Raw genomic sequence first — 26663 nt, forward strand, 5'->3', positions numbered from 1 at the left:
TCGGTTCCCTCAGCCGCCGCCTCGGGCCTCGACCGTGCATGAGGCAGGCGTCGAACCTCCCTTCACGGCCGAGGGCGCGCGGTAGGCCGGGAAATAGCCGGTGGTGTCCCGCCCGGCGGAAAGCAGGGCATAGGCGGCCTCGTCGAGCACCTCGCCGCAGAGATGCGCCATGCGCGCGGCATTGGCGAAGCCGCGCTTGAACTGGGCGAGCCCGTCATCGGCCCGGTCGGCCAGCCCCGCGCCACCACCGAGATCGATCGCCTCACGCGCCGCGAAATGCTCGATGGCCGCGGCATAGAGGCCGAAAGGCGCCTTGGCGGCGTATCCCGCCGCGCTGGTGGCCGCGAGATGGCTGTAGGCCGTCCGCCCGTCATCCATCCAGAGATGCATGGCGATCACCTCGCCCGTCAGGGATTCGGCGACGAAGGCATGCAGCCCCTCGATCCCGGCAAGTCCCTCGAAGCAGGCGCGGGGAAAGGCGTGCAGCCCGGTGATGCCATGCCGCCGCGACAGGTCGGCATAAAGGCGGCACCAATCCTCCAGATGGTCCCGCAGACGGGCCCGTCGGATCCGGCATCGGCGGCCCGCGATGCGGATGCGCTGCCGATGATGCGCCGTCGGCGCGAAGGCGCCCGCGGCGCGCTCCACGGCCCAATGGGTCTTGAACGGGACCACGCGGGAGAAGCCGCGCCGCAGCCAGTCCGGCGAAGGCGCCGCGAAGGGGTCCGCGACCAGCACCACGCTGACCGCCCCTGCCTCCCGCAGAACCCCCATCCCCGCGGCCAGCTCCGCCCGCTCCTCCAGCACGCCGAGCGGATAGGGCGCGGCGGCATCCAGCGCCCCGCCCGGTGCCTCACGCAGGAGCATGGCGTTGCGCCAGGGCGCGACCCAGAACGGGCGGCCGAGATGCGCCATCGTGCCGGCATAGGACATGCCGGCATAGGGATGCGTCGCCGCCACGCGCTCAGGCCAGGGCGCGCAGCGCCTGGACCGTCCTGCGCGGGCGCAGCGGCAAGGCCCCCGGCCCCGCGACCCGACGCGCCACGCCGCAGATATAGTCCACCTGCGTCGCCGTCATGTCGCGCCAGAAGGGCAGGCCGATGGCGCGGCGCGCGATGGATTCCGTGGCGGGCAGCGGATCGCGCGGGCAATCGGCATAGGCGGGGTGGCGATGGCACCCCTCCCCCCACCAGCGCAGCGTACTGATTCCCTCCCGCTCCAGCTCGGCGATGCCATCCAGCCGGTCGGCCGGCCAGAGCACGGAAAGCGTGGCGCTGACCCAATCCCCGCCAAAGCCGGGAGAGGGCGCGAGGCGCGGATCGCCCGCCAGCGCCTCGGCGTAATGCCGCGTGAGGGAAAGCCAGCCCGCGCGCGTCTCGGGCCAAACATCCAGCGCGGCGAGGCCAATGGCCGCCGCATATTCCGACATTTTCGCATTGGTCCCGGCCAGCACCGCCTCCCGCGAGCCGAGGAAGCCGAAGCTGCAGAGCCGGCGCAGCCGCTCCATCCAGTCCGGATCCTGCGACAGCACCACCCCGCCCTCCCCGATTCCGAAGGCCTTGGTGGCGTGCAGGCTGACGATGACGGGGCAGCGCCCGACCGGCATCGGCCCGCCCACCCGCAGGGCATCGAAGGCCGCCGCCGCGTCGATGATGACGGGAATGCCGGTCCGCTCGGACAGCGCATCCCACCGCGCCGTATCCAACGGGCGCCCGAAAGGGGCGACGACGAGGATGGCACCGATCTCGTCCAGGTCGGGCCGTGCCTCCACCGCATCCGGGTCCAGCGCCCAGCTGCTGGAATCCACATCGGCGAAATGCGGCACCAGCCCGGCCTCCCGCGCGGCGCCGGCGGTGGCGACGAAGGTCCAGGCGGGCATGAGGCATTTGCGCCCGGGCGCGACGAGGCTGGCGCGCAGCGCGAGCGCCAGGCCCAGCGTCGCATTCGCCGTCAGCGCCACCGATTCCGGCGCCACGCCGAAATGCGCGGCCAGCCGAGATTGCAGGCGCAGCCAGAGAAGTCCGTGATTCGCATACCAGTGATTCGCGTCGATCTCCTGCAGATAGGGCAGGATGGCGCGCGCGTCCGGCAGGCGCGGGCGGGCGACGGGCATGGCGGGGGCGGCAAAGCCGCGCGCCATCATCGGGCTCTCCTGCCGCGCCGACATGCGCGACGGGCGGGTGGGGCCGAGCGGACGGGTGGCGTCCAAGGGCATGATGGCGCTCCTGATCATCCTGACCGGGCGCCGCCCGCCTGGGCGGACGGCCGGGTCGAAGGCTAGGAAGGAAACCTTTCCAACCGGTTTCCGGCCTGGACGAGGCCCGCAAGGTCGATCATCCCGCGCAGGAAGCCCTCCGGGCCGAACTCCTCCTCCGCCATCGCCAGCGCGGCATCGGTCAGCGGCCCGTGATCCGTCGGGTCGTGAAACAGGGCGGCGATCCGCTCGGCCAGGTCATGCGCTGTCCATTCGCAGCCGAAGAAGCTCGGAATCCCGGCGAGGCGCCCACGCGTGAACGCATTCTGATCCGAGACGACGCAGGCCCGCGCGGCGAATCCGTTGGGTATCCGCTCATGTACGCCATGGCTGAAGTTCGGATTGGTGCTGACCAGAAACTGCGTCGCGGCATAGAGCGCGGGCAACTCCCCCGCGGGGATGGCCGCCCGCCAGGTCGCGCGGGCACTGGCCATATCGAGATGATCCCAGCCACGGCCGATGATCACGGCATCCAGCGGCAGCAGCGCACGGGCAAAGGCATCCGCTCGAAGGCCGCGGATGTAGAGATCCACCTGGAAGGTGAGCGCGAAGAGTATTTCCAATCGCTCTTCCAGATACAGGCCTCGCGCCATGGCGGCATCGAGCACGATGTCGGTGATGTCGCCGGTCGGGCGGAGCGCCGCGATCTCCGCCGCATCATGCAGCACGGCACGCAGCGGCGCGGGCCAGCCGTTCCACTCGGCCCGGCGTCGCACGGGATCGTCGGCGGTCTTCACGAAGACCATGCGATGCGGCCGACGTGACCAGGGAATGTCGTCCCGCGCGGGGTTCGGCAGCACGCCATGCGGCAGCAGTGCCGAAATCTGCGGCGAACGGATGAAGCGCCGCTGCAGATCCAGCCAATCCCGGAACATGTAGCCATTGGCCACGAAGCGGGAGGAAACCCGATGCGCCGTGGGAAGCTGGCAGGGCGTGTCGGCCAGCGCCGAGACGAAGGGAACCTGCAGCAGCTCCCAGAGATTCTCGCCGCCGACATCCAGCCGCGAGCCGATGCCGGCCGCGCCCCAGGCGAAGGCGATGCCCTCCCGCGCCAGCGGCTGCAGCCGGTCCGCCCATCCGGGTTCGTGCAGGTCGATCAGATGCCCCTGCAGCCCCATGGGCGCGAGCGGCTCCATGATCGCGCGGCTGAAATCAGCGAGAATGCCGTTCTCGTTCTCGCCCACGAAGGCGACGACATGGGATGCCATCCTGGCCTACCCTCCGGTGAAGGCCATGCGGCCGCCGGCAGGATGGCGCGGCGCGGTTAAGCCGGGGTGAAGCCGCCAGCCCCAGGCAAGCGCATGCGGGCGGCGGCGAGGCGCGCGAGGCCCGGCATCGCCCCGGCGGCCAGGGCGAGCGCGCCGGGCGCCGCCTCCATCCCGCGCGCGACGAGCCCGGACCAGCGCATCGGCCGGTCGAAGCGGCGGTTCAACGCCGCATGGAAGGCGCCGGCCTGCTGCCCCGCCAGGATCGCCCGCGCGGCCGCCGCCCCGCCCTCCAGCGCCATCGCCACCCCATCCCCCGCGAGGGAGGGCACCACCGCGAACTGGTCGCCGATGCGGTACAGGCCGGGCTCCGCGGCGCCGGCGTCACGGTGGCGGAAGCCATAGGGCACGCGCGCGACGGCCATCGGCCGGGGCAGCAGCGGCTCGGCGCCCCGCAGCAGCGCGGCCGCCCGCGCCGACCCCGCCGCCACGCGCGCCAGCAGCGCCGCCGGGTCACGCGCCTCCGCCCCCGCGGCCCGCAGCGCGGCGCAGAGATTCGCGCCACCACCCGCGCGCGGCTGCAGGCCGGCATATCCGCCCGCGGAGGGCAGCAGCACGACCGTATCCTTCAGGGGCTCCTCCAGGCGCAGCGGCAGCTTCAGCCCGATCGCGCCGCCCGGCACTGGTCGGGCATGGCCGCGCAACTCATGCTTGCCGGTCGCCAGCACCAGCGCGCCGGCCTGCAGCGCGGCCCCGTCCGAAAGCCGGACGGACCAGGCCGCGCCCTCACGCGCCGCACCGGCCACGGCGCGCCCGCGCAACACCCGCGCGCCGGCGCCCTGCGCCAGCCCCAGCAGCGCCTCGTCCAGCACCGCGCGCGGAAGGCTCCAGGCCCTGAAGGGCAGGCTCCAGCACGCCTCGCGCGGACCGCTGGCCAGAATCGCCCCCTCGATCGGCGCCGCGCCCAGCCCCGGCAGGGAGAGGCCAAGCCCTTCGAGCAGCCGCGCCGCATCGGGGCCGAGGAATTCCCCGCACACCTTCTCCCGCGCGCCCGCCTCGCGTTCCACCAGCGTCACGCAGGCGCCGCCGCGCGCGAGGGTGATGGCCGCCGCCGCCCCCGCCGGCCCACCGCCGACCACCAGCGCATCCGTCACGCCGCACCGCCCGAGACGGTCCAGCGGAAGGGAAAGGCCCAGCCCAGGCGCGCCGAAACGCCCGCCTGCGCGATCAGCCCCTCCCAATCCGCGCGCGAGAAGCCACGGGCGATGGAGACGGTGCTGTCATGCACCACCATCGGGTCCATCCGCAGCAGCCGCACCCCGGCCCAGACGACGCCCCAGGGCAGCGGATGCCGGTGCAGGTCGCTGATGAACCAGCCGAGCTCCGCCCGCGCCTCCATCCAGCGCAGGAAGCGCAGAAGAGTCTCGTCATCCAGGTGATGGGTGAACAGCGCACAGATCACCGCATCGAAGCGCTCCGCGGGATCGAGCGCGAAGAGATCCGCGGTCATCCAGCGCACGGGCAGGCCCGGATGCCGCGCGCGCGCGTGAACGGCCGCATGCGGCGAACGGTCCAGCGCGACCAGCTCCAGCGCGACCCCGCGTGCCGCACCCCAGGCGGCGACCCGCGCGAGCATGTCGCCACCGCCCGCGCCGACATCCAGCACGCGCATCCGCCGCGCCCCCGTGCGGCGCGCCAGCGCATCCAGCCATCGCAGCGTCGGGCAATAAGCCAGGCTCATGCGGTTGATGCGCTCGAGGTCGCGCAGCGCGGCGGAGAAGGCGGCGAAGTCCTGCGCCGCGTCATCCATGATCTCCGGCGCGGAGGAACGCGCGCGCAGCACGGCTAGACCGTCGCGAAGCGCATGGTCTCGGCCGAAAGTCCGGGGCCGAAGGCCATGGCGATGCCGCGCCGCCCGGCCTCGCGCGCTTCCAGCATGTCGCGCAGCACGAACATGATAGTGGGGGAAGACATGTTGCCATGCGCCTCCAGCACCGCGCGCGAAGCGGCCAGCGCGCCCTGCGGCGGGCCGCAGGATTCCTCCACCGCGTCCAGCACGGAACGCCCGCCGGGATGGATGGCCCAGAGGTCGAAAGCCTCCGGCGGCGCGCCGTCCAGCAGCGCGGGAAGGCGCGGCGGCAGCGCGCGGGCGAGGCTCTTCGGCACCTCGCCGGAGAGCACCATGTCGAAGCCGTTGTCGCCCACGCGCCAAGCGATCTGCTCCTCCGCCTCCGGCAGCAGCGCGCAGCGGAAACCATCGAGCCGCAGCCCCTCGGGATCGGCGCTCACCAGCGCGGCGGAGCATCCATCCCCGAACAGCAGGAAGCAGAGGAGCTGCTCCACCTCGGGCCTCTCCTGCAGATGCAGGGTGCAAAGCTCGCAATTCACCACCAGCACCCTGGCGGCGGGGTCGGCCCGCACGGCATCCCGCGCCAGGCGCAGCGCCACGATGGCGGCCTGGCAGCCCATGAAGCCGATATTCGTCCGCGCGACCGTCTCATCCAGGCCGAGGCGCGCGCTGATCGCATGGTCCAGCCCCGGCGCCGCGAAGCCGGTGCAGGAGGCGACCATGAGATGGGTGATGCCCTCCACGGGCCCGAGCGATTCGAGCGCCCGGAAGGCCAGGGCCGGCGCCTCCGCCTCCCAGCGCGCCATCCGCGCCCGGGTGGTCGGGAAACGACCGGCTTCGTAGAAGCCCTCCGCATCCACATATCCTGGCCGGCCATCCGGGCGCAGCACGCTCCAGCGGCGGCTGATGCCGGACCGGTCGGCCATGCGCGAGAAAAGCCGGCGCTCCCGGCCCTCGGGGATCAGCCCCTCCGCGAAGGCGCGGAAGGTGTCATGCACCTCATGGCCCGGGTTAGCGGTGCCGATTCGGTTGAGGAAGGCAGGGGCCATCTCCCCTCAATTCGTGCCGACGGACGAAATTTGCAGAGGCGTGACGACCTCCGGGCCGGACACGTCCCCGTCAGCGCGGGCCGGACCCTAACGCCAGGTCGGACCCGGCGCCTTGCGGACCCGGCGCATCACCTCCTCGGCGGAGGAGATGCCCCCTTCCCAGAACTCGTCGATCAGGTCGCGATTCGCCATCACCCAGGCCGAGACGCGCTCGAAGTCGCTCTGCCCCAGGCCGCCGCTCACCTGCATCACCATCGGCTCCACCATCAGCACGGTCAGCCGGTCCGTATCCAGCCGCGTGCCGGGGGTCACGCCGACGAGGATGTTCTCGTCTCCGTGCCCGCGGCGCAGCCACACCACCTGGGGCAGGCCGGTCAGGTGGGAGCGGATGCGGATCATGTCGTCCATGATCTGATCCGTCGGACCACTCCCTTCGGCCGCCTCCTCGCGGCGCGGACGCCGGTCCTCGCGCGGCCGGTCGTCCCGCTGCCTGTCCTCGCGCGGCCGATCCTCGCGCGGCCGATCCTCGCGCGGCCGATCCTCGCGAGGGCGGTCCTCACGCGGGCGGTCATCGCGCCGCTCGTCGCGCGGGCGGTCGTCCCGGGCGCGGTCGTCGCGCGTCCGGCCCTCCCGGCGGGTATCCTCGCCGGGGCGCGGGCCGGTCGGCGGCTGCGGGAGTGCCTCCTGCGCCGGCTCAGGCCGGGCCGGCTCGGGCAGCGGTGCCGGCGGGGGCACGGGCGGCGCCGCTGCCGGTGCCCCGGCCGCCACGGCCTCGGCGGGCTGGGCATGGCGCACGCTCACGCCCTCATCGTCCACGGCCAGCTCGATCGACAGATCGGCCTCAAAGACCAGGCGCAGGGCGGATTCGAAGGCGGCCCGGAAGGAGGCGGCATCGGCGCCCGGCGCGCCAAAGCGCGTCATCAATTCGGGCCAGGGCGTGGTCACGGTGGCATCCGGCCCGCCCCGCGCCAGGGCCTCGCGCGTCCAGGCATGGGCGTCCATCGCCTCGGCCGAAGCCGAGAGGCCGCGCAGGATCGCGCGGTCCAGCGCCACCGGGTGCTCGGCCAGGCTCACCAGGAAACGCGCGTTCAGCTTCACCTGGGCGGGCCAGCCCCCGCCGCGCGGGCGGCTACGGGCATCTAGGACCGAAAGCTCCGGCCCGTCATCCACCGAAACGGTGATCCGCGCGCCCACCAGCCGCTCCACCTGCTCGGCCAGCGGGGCGACGGCCCCCTCCCCCAGCCCCATCCGCGCTGCCAGCTCCGCCGCATCCGCGCCCAGCGCCACGGAGGGGCTGCCGGCACGCAGCGCGCTGTCGCAGAGATAGGCGAGCAGCAGGCGCAGCCCCGGGCCATCCGGCAGGGATTCGCCGGCCACGGCGGGGGCGATGCGGAGCGCGGCGCCCGCGCCGTCCCGCCGCCATGCCTCGGTCAGCGGCTCGACCGGCAGGCCGAGGCGACAGAAGGCGGCGTGGTGCCACTGGACGGATTCGGGCGCGGACGCGCGATCGGTTTCCGCCGTGACGGCTGGATCGGTACGGGTCGTCATGGACGGCAGGGGTCAGAACTCGAAAGGGATGGCGATGGGGGCCGCATGGCCGGAGCCGAGGAGAAGGCGGCCGTCTCGGCACGGAGATAATCGCCACGCCCGGCTGCGGCAAGCCCGCGCAGCCGAAGTTGGCCCCGCCCGGAGGTCCCGGAGGGGCGAAAAGACGAGAGCTTCGAGGGTGCGGCCAGAAAGCCGCGCCGGGCGCCCGCCCGGATCTTCCCCCGCCCTGCCGGCCCATCGGACCCGCGGCGGGAGGCGGCGGCCTGGCTCGCATGGGGCCAGGCCGCACCTGCGGCACCGAAGGGGCGCCACCGGCAGGCGCGGCGCTCCAGGGAGCGCCGCAGGGACCGTCAGACGGCCTCCTTCAGCTCCTTGGCGGGGCGGAAGGCGATCTTCTTGGAAGCGGCGATCTGGATCTGCTCGCCGGTCGCGGGGTTGCGGCCCATGCGGGCGGGGCGCGACTTCACCTCGAGGATGCCGAGACCGTTGATGCGGATCTTCGCGCCTTCCTTGAGGTGGTCGGCGAGGGACTGGACGAAGTCGTTGACGATCGTCTCGGCCTGCTTCTTGGGCATCTCGTGGCTTTCCGCCAGGGAAGCCGCGAGCTGCTTCAGGCTCACCACCGCCGAGGTCGCGGCCTTCGCCGCACCCTTCGCGGGGGCCTTCGCCGCCGGAGCCTTCGCCGCGGGCTTCTTGGGTGCCGCTGCCTTTGCCATGTGATCCGCCTGTCTGTTGCGCGTGGTCGCCGAAATCACCACGAAGCGCGGAAGTCAACAATAGGGATGGCGCGATTCCTCAATGGGGCCGGGCAAAATTGGCATCCGCGCCACACCCGCCCCCGTCACGACTCGGGCACGTTGCGGCGCAACTCGGCCAGCCAAGCCGCCGCCGAGCCATCCGAAGGCGCCCGCCAATCCCCGCGCGGGGAGAGGGAACCGCCCGCCGAAACCTTCGGCCCGTTCGGCAGGGCCGAGCGCTTGAACTGGGAAAAACCGAAGAAGCGGGCGAGGAAAACCTCCAGCCATTGCCGGATGACCGCGATGTCATATTCCGCACGGCGGGCTTCGGGGAAATGTGGCGGCCAGTCGCCCCGCGCGGCATCGCCCCAGGCCCGAAGCGCCAGGAAGGCAATCTTCGAAGGCCGGAAGCCGTAGCGGAGAATGTAGAACAGGTTGAAGTCCTGCAGCCCGTACGGGCCGATCTTCGCTTCCGTGCTCTGGATGGCGCCGCTCGCATCGGCGGGCACGAGCTCGGGCGAAATCTCCGTCTCCAGCACGTCACGCAGAACGTCGGACACCGCGGCCTCGAAGATCCCCTCCTCCGCCACCCAGCGGATGAGATGCTGGATCAGCGTCTTCGGCACGCCGCCATTGACGTTGTAATGCGACATCTGGTCGCCGACGCCATAGGTGCACCAGCCCAGCGCCAGCTCCGAAAGATCGCCCGTGCCGAGCACGATGCCGCCTTCGTTGTTGGCAGCACGGAAAAGATAGTCGGTCCGCAGCCCGGCCTGCACGTTCTCGAAGGTCACGTCATAGACCGGCTCGCCACCCGCGAAGCGATGGCCGAGATCCTTCAGCATCTGCGTCGCGGCGGGGCGGATGTCGAGCTCGCGCGCGGTGATGCCCAGCGCGGCCATCAGCCGGTGCGCGCTGGACCTGGTCCCTTCGCTCGTGCCGAAGCCCGGCATGGTGAAGCCGATGATGTCCGTGCGTGGGCGCTGCATCAGGTCCATCGCGCGCGCGGCGACGATCAGCGCCTGCGTCGAATCCAACCCGCCGGAGACACCGATGACGATCTTCGGATTGCCGATCGCGCCGAGCCGCTGGGTGAGGCCCGAGACCTGGATCGCATAGGCCTCGTAGCAATCCTGGTGCAGGCGCTTCGGATCGGCAGGCACGAAGGGGAACCGCTCCACCCGCCGCTCCAGCCCGATATCCTCCATCGGAGGGTCGAGCCGGAAGGCGACGCGTCGGAAGGGCTTGCCGTTGATGCGGCGGTTGTCGTCGAAGGTGCCCTGCCGCGCGCGTTCCTGCCGCAGCAGGTCGAGATCGGTATCGGCGAAGACGATCTGCTGGCCGGCTGGGAAACGCTCGCTCTCGGCCAGCGTCGCGCCGTTCTCGAAAATGGAAACCTGGCCGTCCCAGGCGAGGTCGGTGGTGGATTCGCCCGCGCCCGCCGCGGCATAGACATAGGCCGCCAGGCAACGCGCGGATTGCGAGGCGCAGAGCAGCCGGCGCGTGTCCGCCTTGCCGATGGTGATGTTGCTCGCGGACAGGTTGGCCAGCACCACCGCGCCCGCCAGCGCCCCCGCATTGCTCGGCGGGTCCGGCACCCAGAGATCCTCGCAGATCTCCACATGCACCGTCAGGCCGCGGATGTCCTCGGCGTCGAAGATCAGGTCGGGGCCGAAGGGCGCCTCCAGCGCGCCGATGCGGATCGTCCGCCCCTCCGTCCCGGCCCCGGAGGCGAAATGCCGACGCTCGTAGAACTCGCGGTAGTTCGGCAGATGGATCTTCGGCACCACGCCGAGCAGCCGCCCGCGATGGATCGCCAGCGCGGAGTTGTACAGGCGCCCGTCATGCCGCACCGGCGCGCCGACCAGCAGCACCGGCAGCAGCCCGGCCGATTCCGCGACCAGCCGCGCGACGGCCGCCTCGACCGCATCCAGCAGCACGTCCTGCAGCAGGAGATCGTCGATCGCGTAGCCGGACAGCCCCAGCTCGGGGAACACCGCCACGGCGGCCCCCCGCGCGTGGCAGTCCCGCGCCGCGGCGAGGATGGCGGTGGCATTCGCATCCGGGTCGGCCAGGCTGACGCGCGTGGTGCAGGCGGCGAGCCGGGCGAAGCCGTGGCGGTAGAGGGCGTGGAAGCTCATCACGTCGGTCTGAACGATCCAGAAGGGGCCGCGTTGGCGGGGGCGGAGCATCCTCCCGCAGCCGGACCGGGCGCAAGCCGCGCCGGGGTCACGACCTCTCGCCTGCCGGCGGCGTTAAGAGCAGGTTGTGCCGCTCTGCTCCCGGAACCCTTCGTGAATGCCCGATACCGCTCCCCGGCCGGAGGCCCAGGCAATTCCCCCCACGCGCCCGGCCTCGCGCCGCACCGTCTTCACCGGGGCCATCCTCTGCATCCTGCTCGCCTCGCTCGATCAGAACATCGTCAACACGGCCCTGCCCCGCATGGTCTCCGATCTCGGGGGGATGGCGCATCTCTCCTGGGTCGTGACGGCCTTCATGCTCTCCTCCACCGTTACCACGCCGCTCTACGGCAAGCTGTCGGACACCTTCGGGCGGCGGCGTCTGTTCCTGGTGGCCATCGTCATCTTCCTCGCGGGCTCGCTGCTCTGCGGCACCTCGGATTCGATGGGGGAGCTGATCCTCTTCCGCGCCTTGCAGGGGCTCGGCGCGGGAGGCCTGCTGGTCCTGGCCCAGGCCTCGATCGGCGATGTGGTCCCGCCACGGGAAAGGCCGCGCTACCAGGGGCTGTTCACCGGCACCTTCGCCCTGGCGAGCGTGGCCGGGCCGCTGCTCGGCGGCATCATCACCTCGGCCCTGTCCTGGCGCTGGGTCTTCTACGTAAACCTGCCGCTCGGGGCGGTGGCGCTGCTGCTCATCGGCTTCGGGCTGCGCACCCCGCCCTCCGGCCGCCGCCAGCCGCTGGACATCGCGGGCACGCTGCTCATGGCGGGCTTCACCGCCACCCTGCTGCTGTTCCTGGCCTGGGGCGGCACCGAGTTCCCCTGGGTCTCGGCCATTTCCGCGGGCATGGCCGCGGTGGTCCTCGCCCTCTTCGCCGCCTTCCTCTGGCGGGAGCGCCGGGCGGAGGACCCGCTGATCCGCCTCGGCTTGTTCCGGAACCCCGTCTTCGCCCGCGGGGTGGGAGTGAGCGGCATGATGACCTTCGCCATGCTGGGCTCGACCGTCTTCCTGCCGCTCTATTTCCAGCTCGTCCTCGGGATGAGCCCGGCGAGGGCCGGGATGATGATGCTGCCCCAGGTGGGCTGCATGGTGCTCTCCTCCGTCCTCGGCGGCCGGGCAGCCTCCAGGCTCGGGCGGAACAAGGGGTTTCTGCTCTGGGGGCTGGGGCTGGAAGCGGTGGCGCTGGCCGGGCTGGCCGGCCTTTCCTGGTTCGCCGCCCCGCCGGCGCTTTTCCTTATCGCCATGGGCGCCCTCGGCCTCGGCATGGGGATGGGCATGCCTAACCTCACTACCGCCGTTCAGAACGCCGTGGCCCATAAGGAACTCGGCGCGGCCACGGGGGCCATGACCTTCGTGCGCTCCCTCGGCGGGGCGGTGGGAGTGGCCGCTTCCGGCGCCATCCTCTCCGCCCGGCTCGCCGGCCCGGTGGATGTGGAGGCCATGACCCGCGGCGGCGCCGCCGCCCTGGCCGCCCTGACGCCCGAGCAGCACGCCCTGCTGTCCGAGGCCTATCGGACGGCCCTCACCGGCTGCTTCAGCCTCAGCGGCGTGGTCATGAGCGCGGCCTTCTTCCTCGTGATGGGCCTGCCCGAGCAGACGCTCCGCAGTTCGCTGGAGGACCGTCCCGCCCCTACCGGCGCCTGAGGCGGAGCTGAGACGGGCCCGAACCCCCTCCCCCTCCCCGCGTTCCGTCCCCGAGGAGGGCCAAGCCCATGAGCGAGAACCCCACGAGCGAGAGCGAGGAAACCGAGGAGGAACGCCGCCTGCGCTTCGAGCGCCAGCGCGTCGCACCGGAGGAAGAGGTCCGCAAGACCACCCGCCCCGCCGAGGAGAAGATGGAGACTGCCGAGGACCAAGCCATTCACCCCGGGGAGGACCCGCGCCAGCCCTGAACCGGGCGCGGGGGCGCCCCGTGCTCAGCCCTGTCGCCCCTCCCGGCGGCCCGTGGTAACGCGCTGGCATGGCCAACCCGTCCCTCGCCAGCGCCAGGCGCATCGTCGTGAAGATCGGCTCCGCCCTGGTGGTGGACCCGGAGACGGCCGCGCCCCGCGCCGAATGGCTGGCCTCGGTGGCCGCCGATGCCGCGCGCCTGCGGGCGGGCGGCGCGGAGGTGGTGCTCGTCTCCTCCGGCGCCGTCGCGCTGGCCCGCCACGCCCTCGGCCTCACCCGCCGCGCGCTGCGGCTGGAGGAGAAGCAGGCCGCGGCCGCCGTGGGCCAGATCCGCCTCGCTGGCGCCTGGCAGCATGCCCTGGCCGCCCATGGCATGACCGCCGCCCAGGTGCTGCTGACCCTCGAGGACAGCGAGGACCGCCGGCGCTACCTGAATGCACGCGAGACGCTGAAGACCCTGCTGCATCTCGGCTGCGTCCCCGTCATCAACGAGAACGACACGGTCGCCACCGCCGAGATCCGCTTCGGCGACAATGACCGCCTCGCCGCCCGCGTCGCCGAGATGATCGAAGCCGATGCGCTCGTCCTGCTCTCCGACATCGACGGCCTCTACACCGCCGATCCGCGACGCGATCCCGACGCGCGGCACCTGCCCGTGGTGGAGCGCGTGACGGAGGAGATCATGGCCATGGGCGGCGACCCGCCACCCGGCTACTCCTCCGGCGGCATGCGCACGAAGCTGATCGCGGCCCGGATCGCGACCGGTGCGGGCTGCGCGATGGCCATCGCGCTCGGCAAGGCTCCGCATCCCCTCTCCGCCATGCTGGACGGCGCCCGCTCAACCTGGTTCCTGGCCGCGCCCGAGGGACGCTCCGCCCGCAAGAGCTGGATCGCCGGCTCCCTCGCCCCCCATGGACGCCTCGTGGTCGATGACGGCGCGGCGAAGGCGCTGGCGGAGGGAAGCTCGCTGCTGCCCGCCGGCGTCCGGGAGGTGGAAGGCGTGTTCGACCGCGGCGACGCCGTCAGCATCCGCACGCCCGACGGGCGGGAACTGGCGCGCGGCCTGACCGCCTATGATTCCGAAAGCGCCCGCAAGATCGCGGGCCGCCGCAGCGCGGAGATCGAAGCCATCCTCGGCTGGCGCGGGCGGGACGTGATCATCCACCGCGACGACCTCGTCCTCGTCTGAAGGCTCCGGAAACGAGGGGACGGCGAGGCTGTCAGGCGCGTCTCTCCTCGGGTCCTGTGAAGGGCACAGCCTGAAGAGAGGGCTCCGCCCTCACCCGCCAAACCCCGTCTGACTGCCCTGGATGCCCCGGATCAAAGGGGTCTCCTGTTGAGGGCGCTTCTTCCTGCCTTTGCAGTCGCCTGAGGTCCAAGACCTCAGGCTCACCGACAGCCCCGTCATTCCAAACTTGAAAAAGAAAGTGATGGTCGAAGGCACTGCCTTCGACGGGTCCGGGGAGAGGAAGAATTCCTTCTTCCTCTCCCCGGGACAGACCGTCAGATCAGACCAAGCGCGCGGCCGGATCAGGCGCCCTGGCGGGACATGTCGAAGTTCGCGCCCCGGCTGTTGTTGCCGGCCAGCGGCGTGCGGCTCGCATCCGCCTGGCTGAAGGCACCCGAGGCGGTCGGGCCAGAGACATAGTCGCCCTCGGCGAAGGAGGGGGCGGCCACACCCGCGACCAGGGCGGTGGCGAGGCTCAGCGTGGCGATCATCTTGCGCATGGGAGGTTCCCTTTCAGCTCTGTGTTCCGCGGCAGGGGCGCCGCTTCCGTGACCCAGAACCTGATCCCTCCCGCCCCGAACCTCCAATGCCGACCGGCTATGCTCTCCATTCCGCCCGGGCATTCAGCCCCGGGCCAGAGCGTGTTGCGGATCTGCGGACGCCCTCATTCGGGCGAATGCCCCCTCGCTAGCTCTACCTATCCGATAAGGAATGACCGCTGGCCGCCTCTCAGGGCCGCGGTAAGCGGCCCTTCAGGCCTGCATACATGAAGTAGAACAGGGCTCCACGGAGGACATGATCGAGCAGACTGGCGGGTCCCACAGGATCCTGGCGCGTCTTCGCCGCGACCAGGATCGTATCGGCTGCAGCGAGGGTAGGAACGATGGGCGGAAGCGCTGCGCTGCGCCGATCGGCTGACAACAGGCGCCCAACGGCAAACGCCGGTCCGAAGGACAGAAAGTGCCCCAGCACACGCGCATAGGGGAGCCCGAATGCCGTTCCCCAGCCGGGCCCCGCGATCAGTTCCGCAGCGGCCCTGCAAACCCAGTAGAGCGCGAGACCCAGCGCGGTGATGACGAAGCAGCGCACCCAGGTTCCAGTGGAATACTCGGCGGGGCCAACAGCATTGGGACCGGGGCGGAAATCGCTCATTCAGACCTTCAGCTCTTCTTGGGCTGCTGCGTAAGATGAACGGCGCGTCACACGCTCGAGGCAAAGCGCGCGTAATCCAGCCCCCGCGCGAGCCAGCACCCGACCGTCACCCCGTCCGGCCGCCCCGCACCATCCCGCCGGAAGGCCAGGGTCCAGTCGCCCGGCGGCGTGTGATCCAGCGCCCGCGGGCAGGGCAGCGCCCATAGATCGGCCCCGATCGGCTCCAGCAGCTCCATCCGCCCCTGCCCCAGGAAGCCGGAAAAGCCGCCATAGAGGGCGCCTCCGGCATCCACCACCGACAGCTCGGCCTCCAGCTCTGCGCAGCGGTAGCGCCCCGCCACATCCGGGCGCCCCGCGCCCTCCCAGGGCCGCAGCAGCGAGGACTGGTTCTCCTGCGGCCGGTCCATCCAGAGCCCATCAGGGCCGGGGCGCAGCCTCGTCCGGCCAGCGCCCGCCGTCCCGTCCGCCTGCAGGTCCAGCCTCTCCGCCGAATGGCCGAAGCGCAGCCGAACCTGACCCTCCGATGCCATGTCGATGCGGGCGGAAAGCCCGGTTTCCGGCTCCATATAGGCGCCCAGCCAGCCCGGCACCGGCAGGCCTTGGGGCGCCGCCGGCCGCTCCTCCCCCAGCACCGCGGCCAGCAGGTCCAGCGCCGCGGCATGCGCGTCTGACAGGTGATTGAACATCACCACGACAGAAATACGCTCGGACGGAACATAGAGCCGGTGGCTGCGCCAGCCGCGCAGCGCGCCGCCATGCCCCGTCAGCGCGCGCCCGAACTCCACCCCGCGCCCGAGGCCGAAGCCATATTCGGCCGGCGCACCACCCGAGAAATGAACGGGGGCGGCGAGGCGGTTGTAGAGCGCGTCCGGATCGTCCCGCGTCGCATCCACCTGCCGCTCCCAGGCGATCATGTCGTCCAGGCTGGCGCCCAACCCCGCATCACCGGTCCAGAGCACCCGGTTCACCGCGGCGCGGAAGCCCGTGGCCTGGCTGCCCTCATATCCCTCCGTGCCATCCGGCATGGCTCGGGTATCGGCCGCAAGGAAGGCGCTCCCCATCCCCGCCCGCTCGAAGATCCGGCTGCGCAGCAGCTCGCCGAAGCCGCGCCCCGTCCGCTCCTCCAGGATGTCGGAGAGGATGCGGAAGTTCTGGTTCACATAGGAGTAGCGCGTGCCGGGCGCGAAATGCAGGGACCGCGTTCCGCCGATCACGCGCGCCGCCTCGGCATCGCCGAAGGGCGCCTCCACCGGCGAGCCATGCAGCATCGCCACCGCCCAGTAGTCCCGCAGCCCGGACTGGTTGTGGCAGAGATGCAGCGCGCCGGGCGCGGCCTCCTCCAGCAACGGCAGCCGCGCCGCCACATCGGAATCCAGCACCCCGGGGTCGGGGAAGGCATCCAGCAGCACCCCGCAGGTGAACTGCTTGGTGATGGAGCACATGCGGAACAGGCTGGCCGGCGTGAAGGCGATGCGCCGCTCCGCATTCGCCCAGCCCCAGGCATGGCGGAGCAACACCTCCCCCTCCTTCAGCACCGCCACAGCCCCGCCGGGGCCGGGATAGGCGCGCGGCAGGGCCGCCAGGCAGGAATCGAGACGGGTGGACCGGAGCGGCGTCATGCCCCAAGTCTTGGAAGGCGGCGGGCCGGGCGTAAAGCGGCCCCCCGGCCAAGCTATTGCGCAGGGCTGAAGGAGCTTCGGGCGGAATGCAGGACAAGGACCCGGCGCCCCCGGCGGGAACCGGACGGGGACCGGCCGGGCCGGAGGAATCCCTGGCGGGCACCGCGCCCGCCCCGCCGAACCTGATGACGCGCGAGCACCTGCTCAGCGGCGCCGTGGAACGCATGGTGCGCGAAACCGGCGTCCGCACCCTTCTGACCGACGCGCAGCGCGAGCAATCCCTGGCAGACACGCTGGCCGCCCGGCCGGCCGATGCCGAGGCCGTCTGGCTCTTCGGCTACGGCTCCCTCATCTGGAACCCGACCATCCACTACGCCGAAAGCAGGGTCGCCCTCGTGGAGGGCTGGAAGCGCGCCTTCTGCCTCTCCACCCCCGCCGGACGCGGCACGCCGGACAATCCCGGCCTCGTCCTCGCCCTGGACAAGGGCGGGCGCTGCACCGGCGTCGCCTTCCGCATCGCCGAGGAGGTGCTGGAGGAGGAACTCGCGATCGTCTGGCGGCGGGAGATGCTGACCGGCGCCTATATCCCGCACTGGACGCCGCTGCGGGACGAAGCAGGCGCCGTGTTCGGCCACGGCATCGCCTTCACCATCAACCCCCACGGCCCGCAATACGCGGACCTGCCGGAGGAAGAGATCGTGCGCCGCCTGGCCACCGCGCGCGGGCAACTCGGCAGCTCCTCCGAATACCTGTTCCAAACCCGGGACGGGCTGCGGAGCCTCGGCATCCAGGATCCGCTGGTGGACCACCTTTCCCAGGCCGTGCTGCGCGTGCAGGAAACCATGTCCTGAGGCTTGTGGAGGTTTTTCCGTTGAGGGCTCCGCCCTCGCCCGCCAAGGGCCTCAGGCCCTTGGAACCCCATCGGACTGCCGTGGATACGATGATCAAAGGGGTCTCTAGCTGAGGGCGCACTTCCTGCCCTTGCAGTCGCCTCGGGTCATGGACCCGAGGCGCACCGTCAGCCGAGTGATTCCAAACTTTCATAAAAAGAAGAAGGTGAGGGGTCCGGGGAGAGGAAGAATTCCTTCTTCCTCTCCCCGGGACAAACCAACAGTCCAGAATCAACCCTCACCCCGGAAGCAGCTTCACCCGCGCAGCGTCCAGTGCCAGTGCCGCGCGTGCCCCCACGGGCAGGTGTCCCTCCCCGCCCGTATGCGGCGCATCCACCAGCACTTCCGCCCCGGCCACCCGCACGCCGTAGCGGATGCTGGCGCCGAGGAATTCGCGGTGGGTGACCTCGCCTTCCAGCAGCCGGCGCCCCGGGGCTTCGGCGCCGGGCGGCAGAAGGGCGACGTCCTGCGGGCGGAACATCAGCCGCGCACCCGGCGGCGCCTCAAGCCCGGCGGGCAGCGGGATGCGCGTGCCGCCGTCGATCTCGAAGGCCTGCGCCGCGCCGTCCCGCATAAGCTGGCCCGGCATGATGTTGGCGGTGCCCAGGAAGCCCGCGACAAAGAGGTTGGCCGGGTGGTCGTAGAGTTCCATCGGCGTGCCGACCTGCTGCACCACCCCCTCGTTCATCACCGCGATCCGGTCGCAGACCGTGTTGGCCTCCTCCTGGTCATGGGTGACGAAGATGGTGGTGAGCCGCAGCCGCTGCTGCATTTCGCGCAATTCGCGCCGCACCTGCACGCGCAGCCGGGCATCGAGGTTGGAGAGCGGCTCGTCCAGCAGCAGCACCTTCGGCCGCACCGCCACCGTGCGCGCCAGCGCCACGCGCTGCTGCTGCCCGCCGGAGAGCTGCGCCGGGCGGCGGTCGCCCATCCCGTCCAGCCCCACCAGCTTCAGCGCCGCCTCCACCCGCGGCCCGATCTCGGCGCGCGGCACGCGGCGCTCCTCCAGCCCGAAGGCGACGTTCCGCCACACGGTCATATGCGGCCAGAGCGCGTAGGACTGGAACACCATGCCCACGTCCCGCTTCCAGGGCGGCAGGTCGGAAATATCCTGCCCGCCCACCAGCACACGCCCGCGCTGGGCGGTGTTGAAGCCGGCGATCAGCCGCAGCAGTGTGGTCTTGCCGCAGCCGGAGGGGCCGAGAAAGGCGAAGAACTCGCCCGGCCGGATCTCCAGGTTCACATCGCGCAGCACGCGGGTCGCGCCATAGGAGAGGTCCACCCCCTCCACCCGGATGCCCGCGGGCTCGCGGGCCAGGATCTCACTCATGCCGATGTCCTTCCCGCGCCACGCTCGGCCACCAGATGCGACAGCCAGGTGGACAGCCCCACGATCACCACGGCGATGATGCCCAGCGCCGCGCCCGCACCGCGCCCGGCCGGGGATTGCATGAAGACATAGAGCCCATAGGCCAGCGGCGCGTCGGAGCTGGATTGCACGAGCATCAGCGTCGCCGAAAGCTCCACCGCCGCCGTGGCGAAGGAGGTGACGAAGCCCGCCGCCAGCCCGCCGGTCATCAGCGGCAGCACAATTCGCCGCACCACCCGCAGGCGCCGCGCGCCGAGATTCTCGGCCGCCTCCTCCAGGCTCGCGCTGATCTGCTGCATCGCCGCCGTGCAGGCCCGGAGCGCATAGGGCAGCCGGCGGATGGCGAGCGCCAGCACGATCATCCCCCAGAAGGCCGCCAGCGAGGTGCCATCCGGCAGGGTGACGCCGAAGAAGGTGCGGAGATAGCCGATGCCCAGCACCAGCCCCGGCACCGCCAGCGCCGACATGGCCAGGTAGTCCAGCCAGCGCGCCCCGGCCATGCGCGTGCGCAGCACGAGATAGGCGATGGTGGTGCCCACGATCACGTCGATCAGCCCGGCCAGCCCGGCATAGAGCAGCGTGTTGGCGATGTACTGGGAGCTCTCCGCGAAGACGCGGGCGTAATGCGCCGCCGTGTAGCCATCCGGCAGCGGCGCGAAGGACCAGACGGTGGCGATGGAGAGCAGGAACAGCCCGAGATGCGGGGCCAGCACCAGCCCGAGGATGGCGAGGATCAGCGCATAGGCCGCCACCGCCTGCCCCTTGCCCATGCGCCGCCGCGCCAGCCCGCCGCCGCCCCGCTGGACCGTCGCATAGTCCTTCCCGCGCAGCGCGAGGGAGGAGATCCAGAGCGACAGCACGGAGAAGAGGATCAGCACGACGGAGATGACGTACCCGATCGGGTCCTCCAGCCCCACGGAGGTGATCCGCAGATAGGCTTGGGGCGCCAGCATCTCCCGCACGTTCAGCAGCAGCGGCGTGGCGAGGTCGTCGAACACCTTGATGAAGACGAGGCTGGCGCCGGCGACATAGCCCGGCATGGCCAGCGGCAGCACGATGCGGCGGAACAGCCGGAAGCCGTGCGAGCCGAGATTCTGCGCCGCCTCCTCCATCGCCCGGTCGATGTTCCGCAGACTGGCGACGAGGTTCAGCAGGATGAACGGAAAGTAGTGGATGGACTGGACGAAGATCACCCCGTTCAGCCCCTCCATGAATGGGATGTTGATGTCGAGGAGATCGCCCAGCAGCAGGTTCACGCTGCCCGTGCGGCCGAACAGCAGCCCCATCGCCACCGCCCCGGCGAAGGGCGGCATGATCAGCGGCAGCACGCCCAGCGTCTGCACCAGCACCGCCCCGCGGAACTCGAAGCGCGTGGTGAAATAGGCGAGCGGCAGCGCGATCAGGCTCGCCACCACCACCGACATGCCGGAGACATAGAGGGAGTTGAAGAAGCTCCGCATGAACAGGTCGTTGGAGAGGAAGTCGCCGACATGGGCCAGGGTGAAGCCGCCCGTCGCGCGGTCCTGGAAGGCGACCGTGATGACGGTGAGGACCGGCACGACCAGGAAGAGCAGGAGGAAGAGCGCCACCAGCCCGAAGGCCACCGCCTCCCCCGGGCGCGCCGCCCAGCGGCGCAGCCGGGCGCCGCGGGGCGGGGTGGCGGCTGTGGCCTCGATGGCGGCCGTGGCCGGCGTGGTCACCCGGTCAGCCCGCCGCCTTCGCGGCATCGGCCGCCTTGGCCGCGGCGGCCGTGTACTTCTCCCGTGCGAAGGCGGCCCAGCGCTGCTCCAGCTCCGCCTGGCGCGGCCCCGGCCCGCCGCGGCCGGAGAAGGCGCCCGCCACCTCGGCCGATGCCGCCTCCTCCGCCGTCACCGGCATGGCCGAGATGAGCGCGCGCGCCTCCTCCAGCAGGGCGCGGGCCTGGGCGTTGTCGCGCCGCGCCAGCCGCGTCTCCGCCTCGCCGATCGCCTTGGCCGCGCGCTTCAGCCCTTCCAGATTCGTCCCGACCAGCTGGTCGTAGAGCGCATCCACCACCGCGTAGCGCTTCTCCGAGACCGAGACGTCGAAGGTGAGGCTGGGCATGCCGATGGAGCCGGTGAACGGGTTGGGATAGCCGGCCGGCGCCTTGGCATAGACGGCCGGGTTCACTGGCAGGCGCCGGATCGTCGGCTCCAGCAGGATCTCCTGCCCGCGCGTGGAGAGCAGGAAGTCGATGAAGGCGCGGCCACCCGCCGCGTTCGGGGCGTTCTTCACCAGCGCGATATTCGCCGGCACCACGGTGGTGACCGAGGGATAGGCGAACTTCACCGGAAAGCCCGCGCCCTGCGCGGAGAAGGCGAAGAAGTCGATGACGATGCCGATCCCGACCTGCCCGGAATTCACCGCATCCGGCACGCCGAAGCTGCGCTCGGTGATCTGGCGGAGATTGCCGGAGAAGCCCTTGATGGTGGCCCAGCCCTTCTCCCATCCCTCGCCCTGCAGGATCGTCTCGATCGTCAGATGCGTGGTGCCGGAACGCGACGGCGCGGTGATGATGATGTGATCGTGATAGGCGGGCTTCGCGAGGTCCGCCCATTCCTTCGGCTCGGGCAACCGGTTCGCGCGCATGTAGCGCTCGTTCCACATGATGCCGTAGCCCGAGGCCGCGAAGCCCGTGACATAGCCCTCGGGGTCGTTGATCGGATAGGGCCCGATGCGGTCCGGAATGCCCTGGGCGTTCGGCCGGTACACATCCAGCAGCCCCGCGCGCTTCAGCACCTCGAAGGCATCCGGGGCGGAGGCCCAGAACAGGTCCACGGCATTGTTGGACCGCGTCTCCTGCACGAAGCGCACGCCGGCCGTCGTGTTGCGGTTCTGGACCTCGAGGGTGGTGCCGGGATGCGCGGCCTCGAAGGCACGCTTGAACGGGCTGGTGACGTCGTTGGAGAAGGAGGTGACGACCGTCACCTTGCCCGAGACGCCCTGTGCCCGCGCGCCGGTGGCGAGGGACGCGGCGGCCATGGCGCCCAGGGCGCGACGACCCAGCACCGGATTTACGAAACGCATCATCCCCTCCATTGCATTTTTATGACCTTGTTCCCGTTCTCGGTCAGGCGCCGGGCCCTGTCCAGCCTCCTGGGCGGGGCAGTCCCGTGCCTGCCACGCCTCCGCCGCGCTTCCCCTCCCCGCGCCGCGGCGCTACCGATGCGGGCATGAACGCCATCGCCGATCCCGCGAAGGACACCGCCGCCATCGCCCGCGCCGCGCTGGAGGAGGCCGCCCGGGCCGCCCGCGCCGCCGCCACGACGCTCGCGGGCACCCCGCGGCCGGTGAAGGACCGTGCCCTGCTGCAAGCCGCCGCCGCGCTGCGTGCCCGCCAGGCGGAGATCCTGGCCGCCAATGCGGCCGACCTCGCGGCCGCGCCCGACCTCACCGATGCCTTCCGCGACCGGCTGACCCTCACCCCCGCCCGGGTGGAGGCGATGGCCCAGGGGCTGGAGGAGGTGGCCGCCTTGCCCGACCCCGTGGCCCGCGTGCTGGCGGAATGGACACGCCCGAACGGGCTGCTCATCCGCCGCGTGGCCCAGCCCATCGGCGTGGTCGGAATGATCTATGAAAGCCGCCCGAATGTGGGCGCGGATGCCGCCGCCCTCTGCCTCAAGGCCGGAAGCCCCGTGATCCTGCGCGGCGGGCGGGAAAGCCTGCGCAGCGCCGCCGCCATCCATGCCTGCATCCTGGAAGGGCTCCGCGCTGCCGGCCTGCCGGAAGCCTGCGTGCAGGTGGCCCCCAACACGGACCGCGCCTTCGTCGGCGCCATGCTCGCCGCGGCGGGGATGATCGACCTCATCATCCCGCGTGGCGGCAAGGGGCTGGTGACGCGGGTGATGCAGGAGGCGCGGGTGCCCGTCCTCGCCCATGCCGAGGGGCTCTGCCACACCTACATCCATGCCGCGGCCGATCCCGCGATGGCCCGCAGCGTGCTGGCCAATGCGAAGATGCGCCGCACCGGCGTCTGCGGCTCCACGGAGACGCTGCTGATCGACCGCGCGATCGCCCCCTCGCTGCTGCCGGAGCTGGTGGCGGATCTCCGCGCCCTCGGCTGCGACTTCCGCGCCGATGCCGCCGCCCGCGCCATCCTGCCGGCGCTGCCGCCCGCGACGGAGGCCGATTTCTCCACCGAATGGCTCGACGCCATCCTGAACATTGCCGTCGTGGACGGCGTCGAAAGCGCGCTCGACCATATCCGCCGCCATGGCAGCGAGCACACCGAGGCGATCGTCACGGGTGACGAAGCCGCGGCGCGCCAGTTCCTGGACGGGCTCGGCTCCGCCGTCGGCATGTGGAACGCCTCCACCCAGTTCTGCGACGGCGGGGAATTCGGCTTCGGCGCCGAGATCGGCATCGCCACCGGCCGCCTGCACGCCCGCGGGCCGGTCGGGTTGGAGCAGCTCTGCACCTGGCGCTACCATGTGATCGGAACCGGACAGATTCGTCCCTGATCCGGCAGCGTCTGGGACAGCCGAACGCGGGTCCCGGGCTTCGGGAGGAGATCACCATGCGGCGCCACGCGCTCACGGCCCTGAAGGCGGCCGCCACGGCCATGATCCTCGGCATCGGCACCGCCCAGGCGGCCTGCCCCTCCGAAGCCGAGGTCGCGCGCCTCGGCGCCGACATCCTCGCCCGGCGCCCCGCCCAGCCCTATGCCGGCCTCACCATGGAGGATGCGAGCTGCGCGCGGGAGAAGCTCGTCGCCCTCCTCGCCCAGCATCACGGCCCCGCCGTGGGCTACAAGGTCGGGCTGACCAACGCCGCCGCCCAGCAGCGCTTCGGCGTGCCGCATCCGGTGCGGGGCACCATCTTCCACGCCACGATCCGCGCCCGCGGCACGGCGGCCAGCCCGGCCGAGATCCCCGCCGCCTTCGCGGCCGTGCCGAATGTGGAAAGCGACCTGCTGGTGCGGGTGAAGGACGAGGGCATCAACGAGGCGGGCGCCGATCATGTCGCCATCCTCCGGCACCTCGACCAGGTGATTCCCTTCATCGAGATGCCCGACCTCGTCCTCGCCCCCGGCGGGATGAACGGCCCGAACCTCGTCGCCATCAATGTCGGCGCGCGGCTCGGCGTGCTGGGCGATGCCATTCCGGTGCAGGCCACGCCGGACTTCGCCGCCCGCCTCGGCAGCATGACGGTGACGCTGGCAACCGAGCAGAAGGAGCTGTCCCGCGCACCGGGCACCGCGCTGCTGGGGCATCCGCTGAACGTCATCCCCTGGCTGGTCGAGGATCTGAAGCGGGAGGGCCGCCGCCTGCGCGCAGGGGACCTCATCTCGCTCGGTGGCTTCTCCCCCGCCCTGCCCACCGAGGCCGGGCGGACGGTCACCGCCACCTATGAGGGGCTGGCCGACCAGCCGCTGACCGTCTCGGTGCGAACGCCCTGATCCACACACCCGCCACCGGACGGGGGCGCTAGAAGCCCCCGTGCCGCCCCCCGTCCCCCCGGCCGGCCGCGAGAAGCCGCCGTCCCTCACCCCGCCCCCCGCGCATCGGCAACCCGGCAAATGGGGCGATGGGCGGCGCGTGCGAATCGGGCTGCTCGGCGGCTCCTTCAACCCCGCCCATCCCGGCCACTGGCATGTGGCCGACATGGCGCGGCACGTGCTGAGGCTGGACGAGGTCTGGCTGCTCGTCTCCCCGGGCAACCCGCTGAAGCCCAAGGCCGGCATGGCCCCCTTCGCCGAACGGCTGGATTCCGCCCGCCGCATCGCCGACGGCCGCCGCGTCATCGCCGCCGATGTCGAGGCCCGGCTGGGCCTGCGGGAAACCGAGCGCACCCTCGGCCGGCTGAAGCAGCTCTTCCCCCGCGCGCGCTTCGTCTGGATCATGGGCGCCGACAACATGATCCAGCTGCCCCGCTGGCGGCGCTGGCGGAAGCTGGCCCGCGGCACCCCCATGGCGGTCCTGCCCCGCCCCGGCTACACGCGGCGTGCGCTGGACGGCGCGGCGGCCGCGGCGCTGCGGCATCATCGCAGGCCTTGCCGCGCGCTGCTGGCCGATGCATCCAACGGGAAAGGCGGCCACGCTCCCTGGTGCATGGTGCCCGCCCGCGAGCACCCGGCCAGCGCGACCGCCATCCGCGCGCTGCGGGCCAAGCGGGCCCTTCTGGCCCGCGCAACCGCGGCGGGCCCCGACCATTCAACCCAGAACCGTCCGGCGCCCGCCTCTGGCGCGCCGGCCGAAACAGGCTGAACCTCGCGCCGAGAGGCGCCACGAAGAACAGGAGCGAGCCATGGCCCGCACCCCGAAGACACCCTCCCGCCCCACGCGCGGCACCACCGGCGCGGGCAAGGCAACCACCAGCCGCCCGGCAGCCAGACCGGCCAAGCCGGCGGCCCGCGCGGACAAGCCGGCCGCGACGCGCGCGAAGGCCCCGGCTCCGAGCCGGGCGAAGACCCCGGCGCCGAGCCGCGCCAAGACTCCGGCAGCGCCCGCGCGCAAGGCTGCGGCGGCGCCGGCGCGCCCGAAGGTGGCGGCTCCCGCCCGAACGAAGGCCGCGGCCCCCGCGTCCCGCGCCAAGGCCGCGCCCGCTCCGCGCAAGGCCGCCGCACCCGCCAGCCGCGCGAAGCCCGCGGCGCCCAGCCGTGCAACCTCCGCGGCGCCGAGCCGTGCCAAGCCCGGTGCGCCGAGCCGCGCCCCCGCGCCGGCCCCCCGCGCCAAGGCCGCGGCACCCGCGAGCCGCGCGAACGGAACGAGGGCGAGCACCCGCCCGGCCAGCACGAGCCGCGCCAAGCCCGCAGCACCCGCCCGCGCCACCCGCAGCGCCGCGCCCAAGGCCAGCGAGACCAAGGCGCCGCGGGCGGCGGCCAGCCGCTCCGCCGGTACGGCGACCAGGGCACCGGTGAACAAGGCAGCGGCGGCCAAGGCACCCGCCAGCAAGGCACCGGCGACCAGGGCAACGGCAAGCAAGGCACCGGCGAGCAAGGCACCGGCGAGCAAGGCACCGGCGAGCAAGGCACCGGCCGCGCGCAGCGCGAAGCCGGCCGCCCGGAGCGCAGCGCCGGCCCCTCGCGCCGCAACCCCCAAGGCGCCACCCCGCCCCGCCACCCGCAGCCGCGCCGCCGAGCCCGCGCCGCGCCCCACCCGCGCCCGCCGCGCGCCGGAGGCCGCGCCCGACCCCAACGCCGCCCGCATCGCGGAGCTAGAGGCGGATTCCGCCCCCACCCCGCGCAAGCGCGCCGCCGCCGAGGGGCCGAAGAAGCGCAAGGGCGCCAAGGCCGCGCCCCGCATCGCCCCCAGCCCGGACCGGCTGGAGCAGATCGTGCGCGCCGCCGTCGCCAGCCTTGAGGACGACAAGGCCGAGAACGTGGTGGTGCTGGACGTCGCCACCCGTTCCGCCTTCGCGGACCGCATGATCGTGGCCACCGGCCTCGCCGAGCGGCAGATCGAGGCGATGGCCCGGCATGTGGAGGAGGCGCTCGCCGAGCACGGCATCCGCCGCCTGCGCACCGAGGCCTCCCCGGATTGGGTGCTGCTCGATGCCGGCGACGTGGTGATCCACCTCTTCAAGCCCGAGGCCCGCGCCAACTACGCGCTGGAGCGCATGTGGGGCCCTGACAGTCCCGCGCCCGAGGAATCCTCCATGCCCGAGCCCGGCACCGCCGGCGCCACCGGGGACGAGGAGGGCGATAGCGAGCTGCGCTCGATCGATGAGGTGTGG

Annotated in this window: 22 protein-coding genes and 1 pseudogene; 8 read left to right on the forward strand and 15 right to left on the reverse strand. The window is 72.0% G+C overall.

The features are described 5' to 3' along the window. Positions 1–9: 9 nt before the first annotated feature. From BUB97_RS08955 to BUB97_RS09000, 9 genes are all read right to left on the reverse strand, one after another. Positions 10–960, reverse strand: a complete 951-nt coding sequence (locus BUB97_RS08955) for a GNAT family N-acetyltransferase (RefSeq protein WP_073133816.1) — start codon at positions 958–960, stop codon at positions 10–12. Positions 961–964: 4 nt separating this feature from the next. Continuing rightward, positions 965–2215: a DegT/DnrJ/EryC1/StrS family aminotransferase gene (locus BUB97_RS08960; protein WP_245818250.1), complete on the reverse strand. Its 1251-nt coding sequence runs from the start codon at positions 2213–2215 to the stop codon at positions 965–967. Positions 2216–2277: 62 nt separating this feature from the next. Beyond that, complete coding sequence (locus BUB97_RS08965; protein ID WP_086062038.1) at positions 2278–3462, reverse strand: hypothetical protein; 1185 nt, start codon at positions 3460–3462, stop codon at positions 2278–2280. Positions 3463–3518: 56 nt separating this feature from the next. Beyond that, positions 3519–4613: an NAD(P)/FAD-dependent oxidoreductase gene (locus BUB97_RS26180; RefSeq protein WP_073133818.1), complete on the reverse strand. Its 1095-nt coding sequence runs from the start codon at positions 4611–4613 to the stop codon at positions 3519–3521. Further along, complete coding sequence (locus tag BUB97_RS08975) at positions 4610–5269, reverse strand: methyltransferase domain-containing protein (protein WP_073134080.1); 660 nt, start codon at positions 5267–5269, stop codon at positions 4610–4612. Before BUB97_RS08975 ends, BUB97_RS26180 begins: the two co-directional genes overlap by 4 nt. Positions 5270–5304: 35 nt before the next feature. Continuing rightward, on the reverse strand, positions 5305–6357 hold the full coding sequence (locus BUB97_RS08980) for a type III polyketide synthase (protein WP_073133820.1): 1053 nt from the start codon (positions 6355–6357) through the stop codon (positions 5305–5307). Between the two features lie 87 nt (positions 6358–6444). Beyond that, positions 6445–7905: a replication protein RepA gene (locus BUB97_RS25470; protein WP_086062040.1), complete on the reverse strand. Its 1461-nt coding sequence runs from the start codon at positions 7903–7905 to the stop codon at positions 6445–6447. A 350-nt stretch (positions 7906–8255) separates the two neighbouring features. Then, positions 8256–8621 carry an HU family DNA-binding protein gene (locus tag BUB97_RS08995; protein ID WP_086062057.1) on the reverse strand — a complete coding sequence of 122 codons (366 nt, stop codon included), beginning with the start codon at positions 8619–8621 and terminating at the stop codon, positions 8256–8258. A gap of 125 nt (positions 8622–8746) precedes the next feature. Continuing rightward, positions 8747–10783 carry an NAD(+) synthase gene (locus tag BUB97_RS09000; RefSeq protein WP_073134086.1) on the reverse strand — a complete coding sequence of 679 codons (2037 nt, stop codon included), beginning with the start codon at positions 10781–10783 and terminating at the stop codon, positions 8747–8749. Positions 10784–10940: 157 nt separating this feature from the next. On the opposite strand from BUB97_RS09000, the gene BUB97_RS09005 reads away from it, so the two are divergent. From BUB97_RS09005 to proB, 3 genes are all read left to right on the forward strand, one after another. Beyond that, on the forward strand, positions 10941–12467 hold the full coding sequence (locus tag BUB97_RS09005; protein WP_073133822.1) for an MDR family MFS transporter: 1527 nt from the start codon (positions 10941–10943) through the stop codon (positions 12465–12467). Between the two features lie 68 nt (positions 12468–12535). After that, positions 12536–12715: a hypothetical protein gene (locus tag BUB97_RS09010; RefSeq protein WP_073133824.1), complete on the forward strand. Its 180-nt coding sequence runs from the start codon at positions 12536–12538 to the stop codon at positions 12713–12715. A gap of 68 nt (positions 12716–12783) precedes the next feature. Next, the gene (gene proB, locus BUB97_RS09015) at positions 12784–13902 is read left to right on the forward strand and encodes a glutamate 5-kinase (protein ID WP_073133826.1); all 1119 of its coding nucleotides are present in this window, start codon (positions 12784–12786) and stop codon (positions 13900–13902) included. A 341-nt stretch (positions 13903–14243) separates the two neighbouring features. On the opposite strand, the gene BUB97_RS09020 is transcribed toward proB, so the two are convergent. From BUB97_RS09020 to BUB97_RS09030, 3 genes are all read right to left on the reverse strand, one after another. Further along, the gene (locus tag BUB97_RS09020) at positions 14244–14441 is read right to left on the reverse strand and encodes a hypothetical protein (RefSeq protein WP_073133828.1); all 198 of its coding nucleotides are present in this window, start codon (positions 14439–14441) and stop codon (positions 14244–14246) included. Positions 14442–14670: 229 nt separating this feature from the next. Then, positions 14671–15093 (reverse strand): hypothetical protein, encoded by a 423-nt coding sequence (locus BUB97_RS09025; RefSeq protein WP_139281316.1) that lies wholly within the window; start codon positions 15091–15093, stop codon positions 14671–14673. 47 nt (positions 15094–15140) lie between these two features. Continuing rightward, the gene (locus tag BUB97_RS09030) at positions 15141–16712 is read right to left on the reverse strand and encodes a D-aminopeptidase (RefSeq protein WP_073133833.1); all 1572 of its coding nucleotides are present in this window, start codon (positions 16710–16712) and stop codon (positions 15141–15143) included. Positions 16713–16798: 86 nt separating this feature from the next. Here BUB97_RS09030 and BUB97_RS09035 point away from each other — a divergent pair, with 86 nt between their 5' ends. Continuing rightward, positions 16799–17563: a gamma-glutamylcyclotransferase gene (locus tag BUB97_RS09035; RefSeq protein ID WP_086062041.1), complete on the forward strand. Its 765-nt coding sequence runs from the start codon at positions 16799–16801 to the stop codon at positions 17561–17563. Between the two features lie 277 nt (positions 17564–17840). Here the strand turns inward: BUB97_RS09035 and BUB97_RS09040 are convergent, their stop codons facing one another. From BUB97_RS09040 to BUB97_RS09050, 3 genes are read right to left on the reverse strand one after another with little or no spacing between them, the layout of a single operon-like run. Then, positions 17841–18932: an ABC transporter ATP-binding protein gene (locus BUB97_RS09040; RefSeq protein ID WP_073133835.1), complete on the reverse strand. Its 1092-nt coding sequence runs from the start codon at positions 18930–18932 to the stop codon at positions 17841–17843. Beyond that, the gene (locus tag BUB97_RS09045) at positions 18929–20671 is read right to left on the reverse strand and encodes an ABC transporter permease (protein WP_245818251.1); all 1743 of its coding nucleotides are present in this window, start codon (positions 20669–20671) and stop codon (positions 18929–18931) included. Before BUB97_RS09045 ends, BUB97_RS09040 begins: the two co-directional genes overlap by 4 nt. Before the next feature lie 4 nt (positions 20672–20675). Continuing rightward, positions 20676–22019 (reverse strand): ABC transporter substrate-binding protein, encoded by a 1344-nt coding sequence (locus tag BUB97_RS09050; RefSeq protein ID WP_086062058.1) that lies wholly within the window; start codon positions 22017–22019, stop codon positions 20676–20678. A gap of 143 nt (positions 22020–22162) precedes the next feature. On the opposite strand from BUB97_RS09050, the gene BUB97_RS09055 reads away from it, so the two are divergent. From BUB97_RS09055 to rsfS, 4 genes and pseudogenes are all read left to right on the forward strand, one after another. Next, the gene (locus tag BUB97_RS09055; RefSeq protein WP_073133837.1) at positions 22163–23449 is read left to right on the forward strand and encodes a glutamate-5-semialdehyde dehydrogenase; all 1287 of its coding nucleotides are present in this window, start codon (positions 22163–22165) and stop codon (positions 23447–23449) included. Between the two features lie 56 nt (positions 23450–23505). After that, complete coding sequence (locus BUB97_RS09060; RefSeq protein WP_086062043.1) at positions 23506–24387, forward strand: 2-keto-4-pentenoate hydratase; 882 nt, start codon at positions 23506–23508, stop codon at positions 24385–24387. Between the two features lie 40 nt (positions 24388–24427). Continuing rightward, positions 24428–25195, forward strand: a complete 768-nt coding sequence (locus BUB97_RS09065) for a nicotinate-nucleotide adenylyltransferase (RefSeq protein WP_073133839.1) — start codon at positions 24428–24430, stop codon at positions 25193–25195. A 940-nt stretch (positions 25196–26135) separates the two neighbouring features. Continuing rightward, positions 26136–26576, forward strand: a pseudogene (gene rsfS / locus BUB97_RS26825) (ribosome silencing factor); the annotation flags it as partial. Between the last annotated feature and the right edge of the window lie 87 nt (positions 26577–26663).

The organism is Muricoccus roseus (assembly GCF_900141905.1).
GTDB classification, from domain to species: Bacteria; Pseudomonadota; Alphaproteobacteria; order Acetobacterales; family Acetobacteraceae; genus Roseomonas; species Roseomonas rosea.

What these genes read in the sequence shown, in the direction of transcription:
- BUB97_RS08995 (WP_086062057.1), bottom strand. Translation starts at nt 8,621, where the DNA reads ATGGCAAAGGCAGCGGCACCCAAGAAGCCCGCGGCGAAGGCTCCGGCG.
- BUB97_RS09060 (WP_086062043.1), top strand. Translation starts at nt 23,506, where the DNA reads ATGCGGCGCCACGCGCTCACGGCCCTGAAGGCGGCCGCCACGGCCATG.
- BUB97_RS08960 (WP_245818250.1), bottom strand. Translation starts at nt 2,215, where the DNA reads ATGCCCTTGGACGCCACCCGTCCGCTCGGCCCCACCCGCCCGTCGCGC.
- BUB97_RS09020 (WP_073133828.1), bottom strand. Translation starts at nt 14,441, where the DNA reads ATGCGCAAGATGATCGCCACGCTGAGCCTCGCCACCGCCCTGGTCGCG.
- BUB97_RS09035 (WP_086062041.1), top strand. Translation starts at nt 16,799, where the DNA reads ATGCAGGACAAGGACCCGGCGCCCCCGGCGGGAACCGGACGGGGACCG.
- BUB97_RS09050 (WP_086062058.1), bottom strand. Translation starts at nt 22,019, where the DNA reads ATGATGCGTTTCGTAAATCCGGTGCTGGGTCGTCGCGCCCTGGGCGCC.
- BUB97_RS09040 (WP_073133835.1), bottom strand. Translation starts at nt 18,932, where the DNA reads ATGAGTGAGATCCTGGCCCGCGAGCCCGCGGGCATCCGGGTGGAGGGG.
- BUB97_RS08980 (WP_073133820.1), bottom strand. Translation starts at nt 6,357, where the DNA reads ATGGCCCCTGCCTTCCTCAACCGAATCGGCACCGCTAACCCGGGCCAT.
- BUB97_RS09005 (WP_073133822.1), top strand. Translation starts at nt 10,941, where the DNA reads ATGCCCGATACCGCTCCCCGGCCGGAGGCCCAGGCAATTCCCCCCACG.
- BUB97_RS08965 (WP_086062038.1), bottom strand. Translation starts at nt 3,462, where the DNA reads ATGGCATCCCATGTCGTCGCCTTCGTGGGCGAGAACGAGAACGGCATT.
- BUB97_RS09055 (WP_073133837.1), top strand. Translation starts at nt 22,163, where the DNA reads ATGAACGCCATCGCCGATCCCGCGAAGGACACCGCCGCCATCGCCCGC.
- BUB97_RS09010 (WP_073133824.1), top strand. Translation starts at nt 12,536, where the DNA reads ATGAGCGAGAACCCCACGAGCGAGAGCGAGGAAACCGAGGAGGAACGC.
- proB (WP_073133826.1), top strand. Translation starts at nt 12,784, where the DNA reads ATGGCCAACCCGTCCCTCGCCAGCGCCAGGCGCATCGTCGTGAAGATC.
- BUB97_RS25470 (WP_086062040.1), bottom strand. Translation starts at nt 7,905, where the DNA reads ATGACGACCCGTACCGATCCAGCCGTCACGGCGGAAACCGATCGCGCG.
- BUB97_RS08975 (WP_073134080.1), bottom strand. Translation starts at nt 5,269, where the DNA reads ATGGATGACGCGGCGCAGGACTTCGCCGCCTTCTCCGCCGCGCTGCGC.
- BUB97_RS09000 (WP_073134086.1), bottom strand. Translation starts at nt 10,783, where the DNA reads ATGAGCTTCCACGCCCTCTACCGCCACGGCTTCGCCCGGCTCGCCGCC.
- BUB97_RS09025 (WP_139281316.1), bottom strand. Translation starts at nt 15,093, where the DNA reads ATGAGCGATTTCCGCCCCGGTCCCAATGCTGTTGGCCCCGCCGAGTAT.
- BUB97_RS09030 (WP_073133833.1), bottom strand. Translation starts at nt 16,712, where the DNA reads ATGACGCCGCTCCGGTCCACCCGTCTCGATTCCTGCCTGGCGGCCCTG.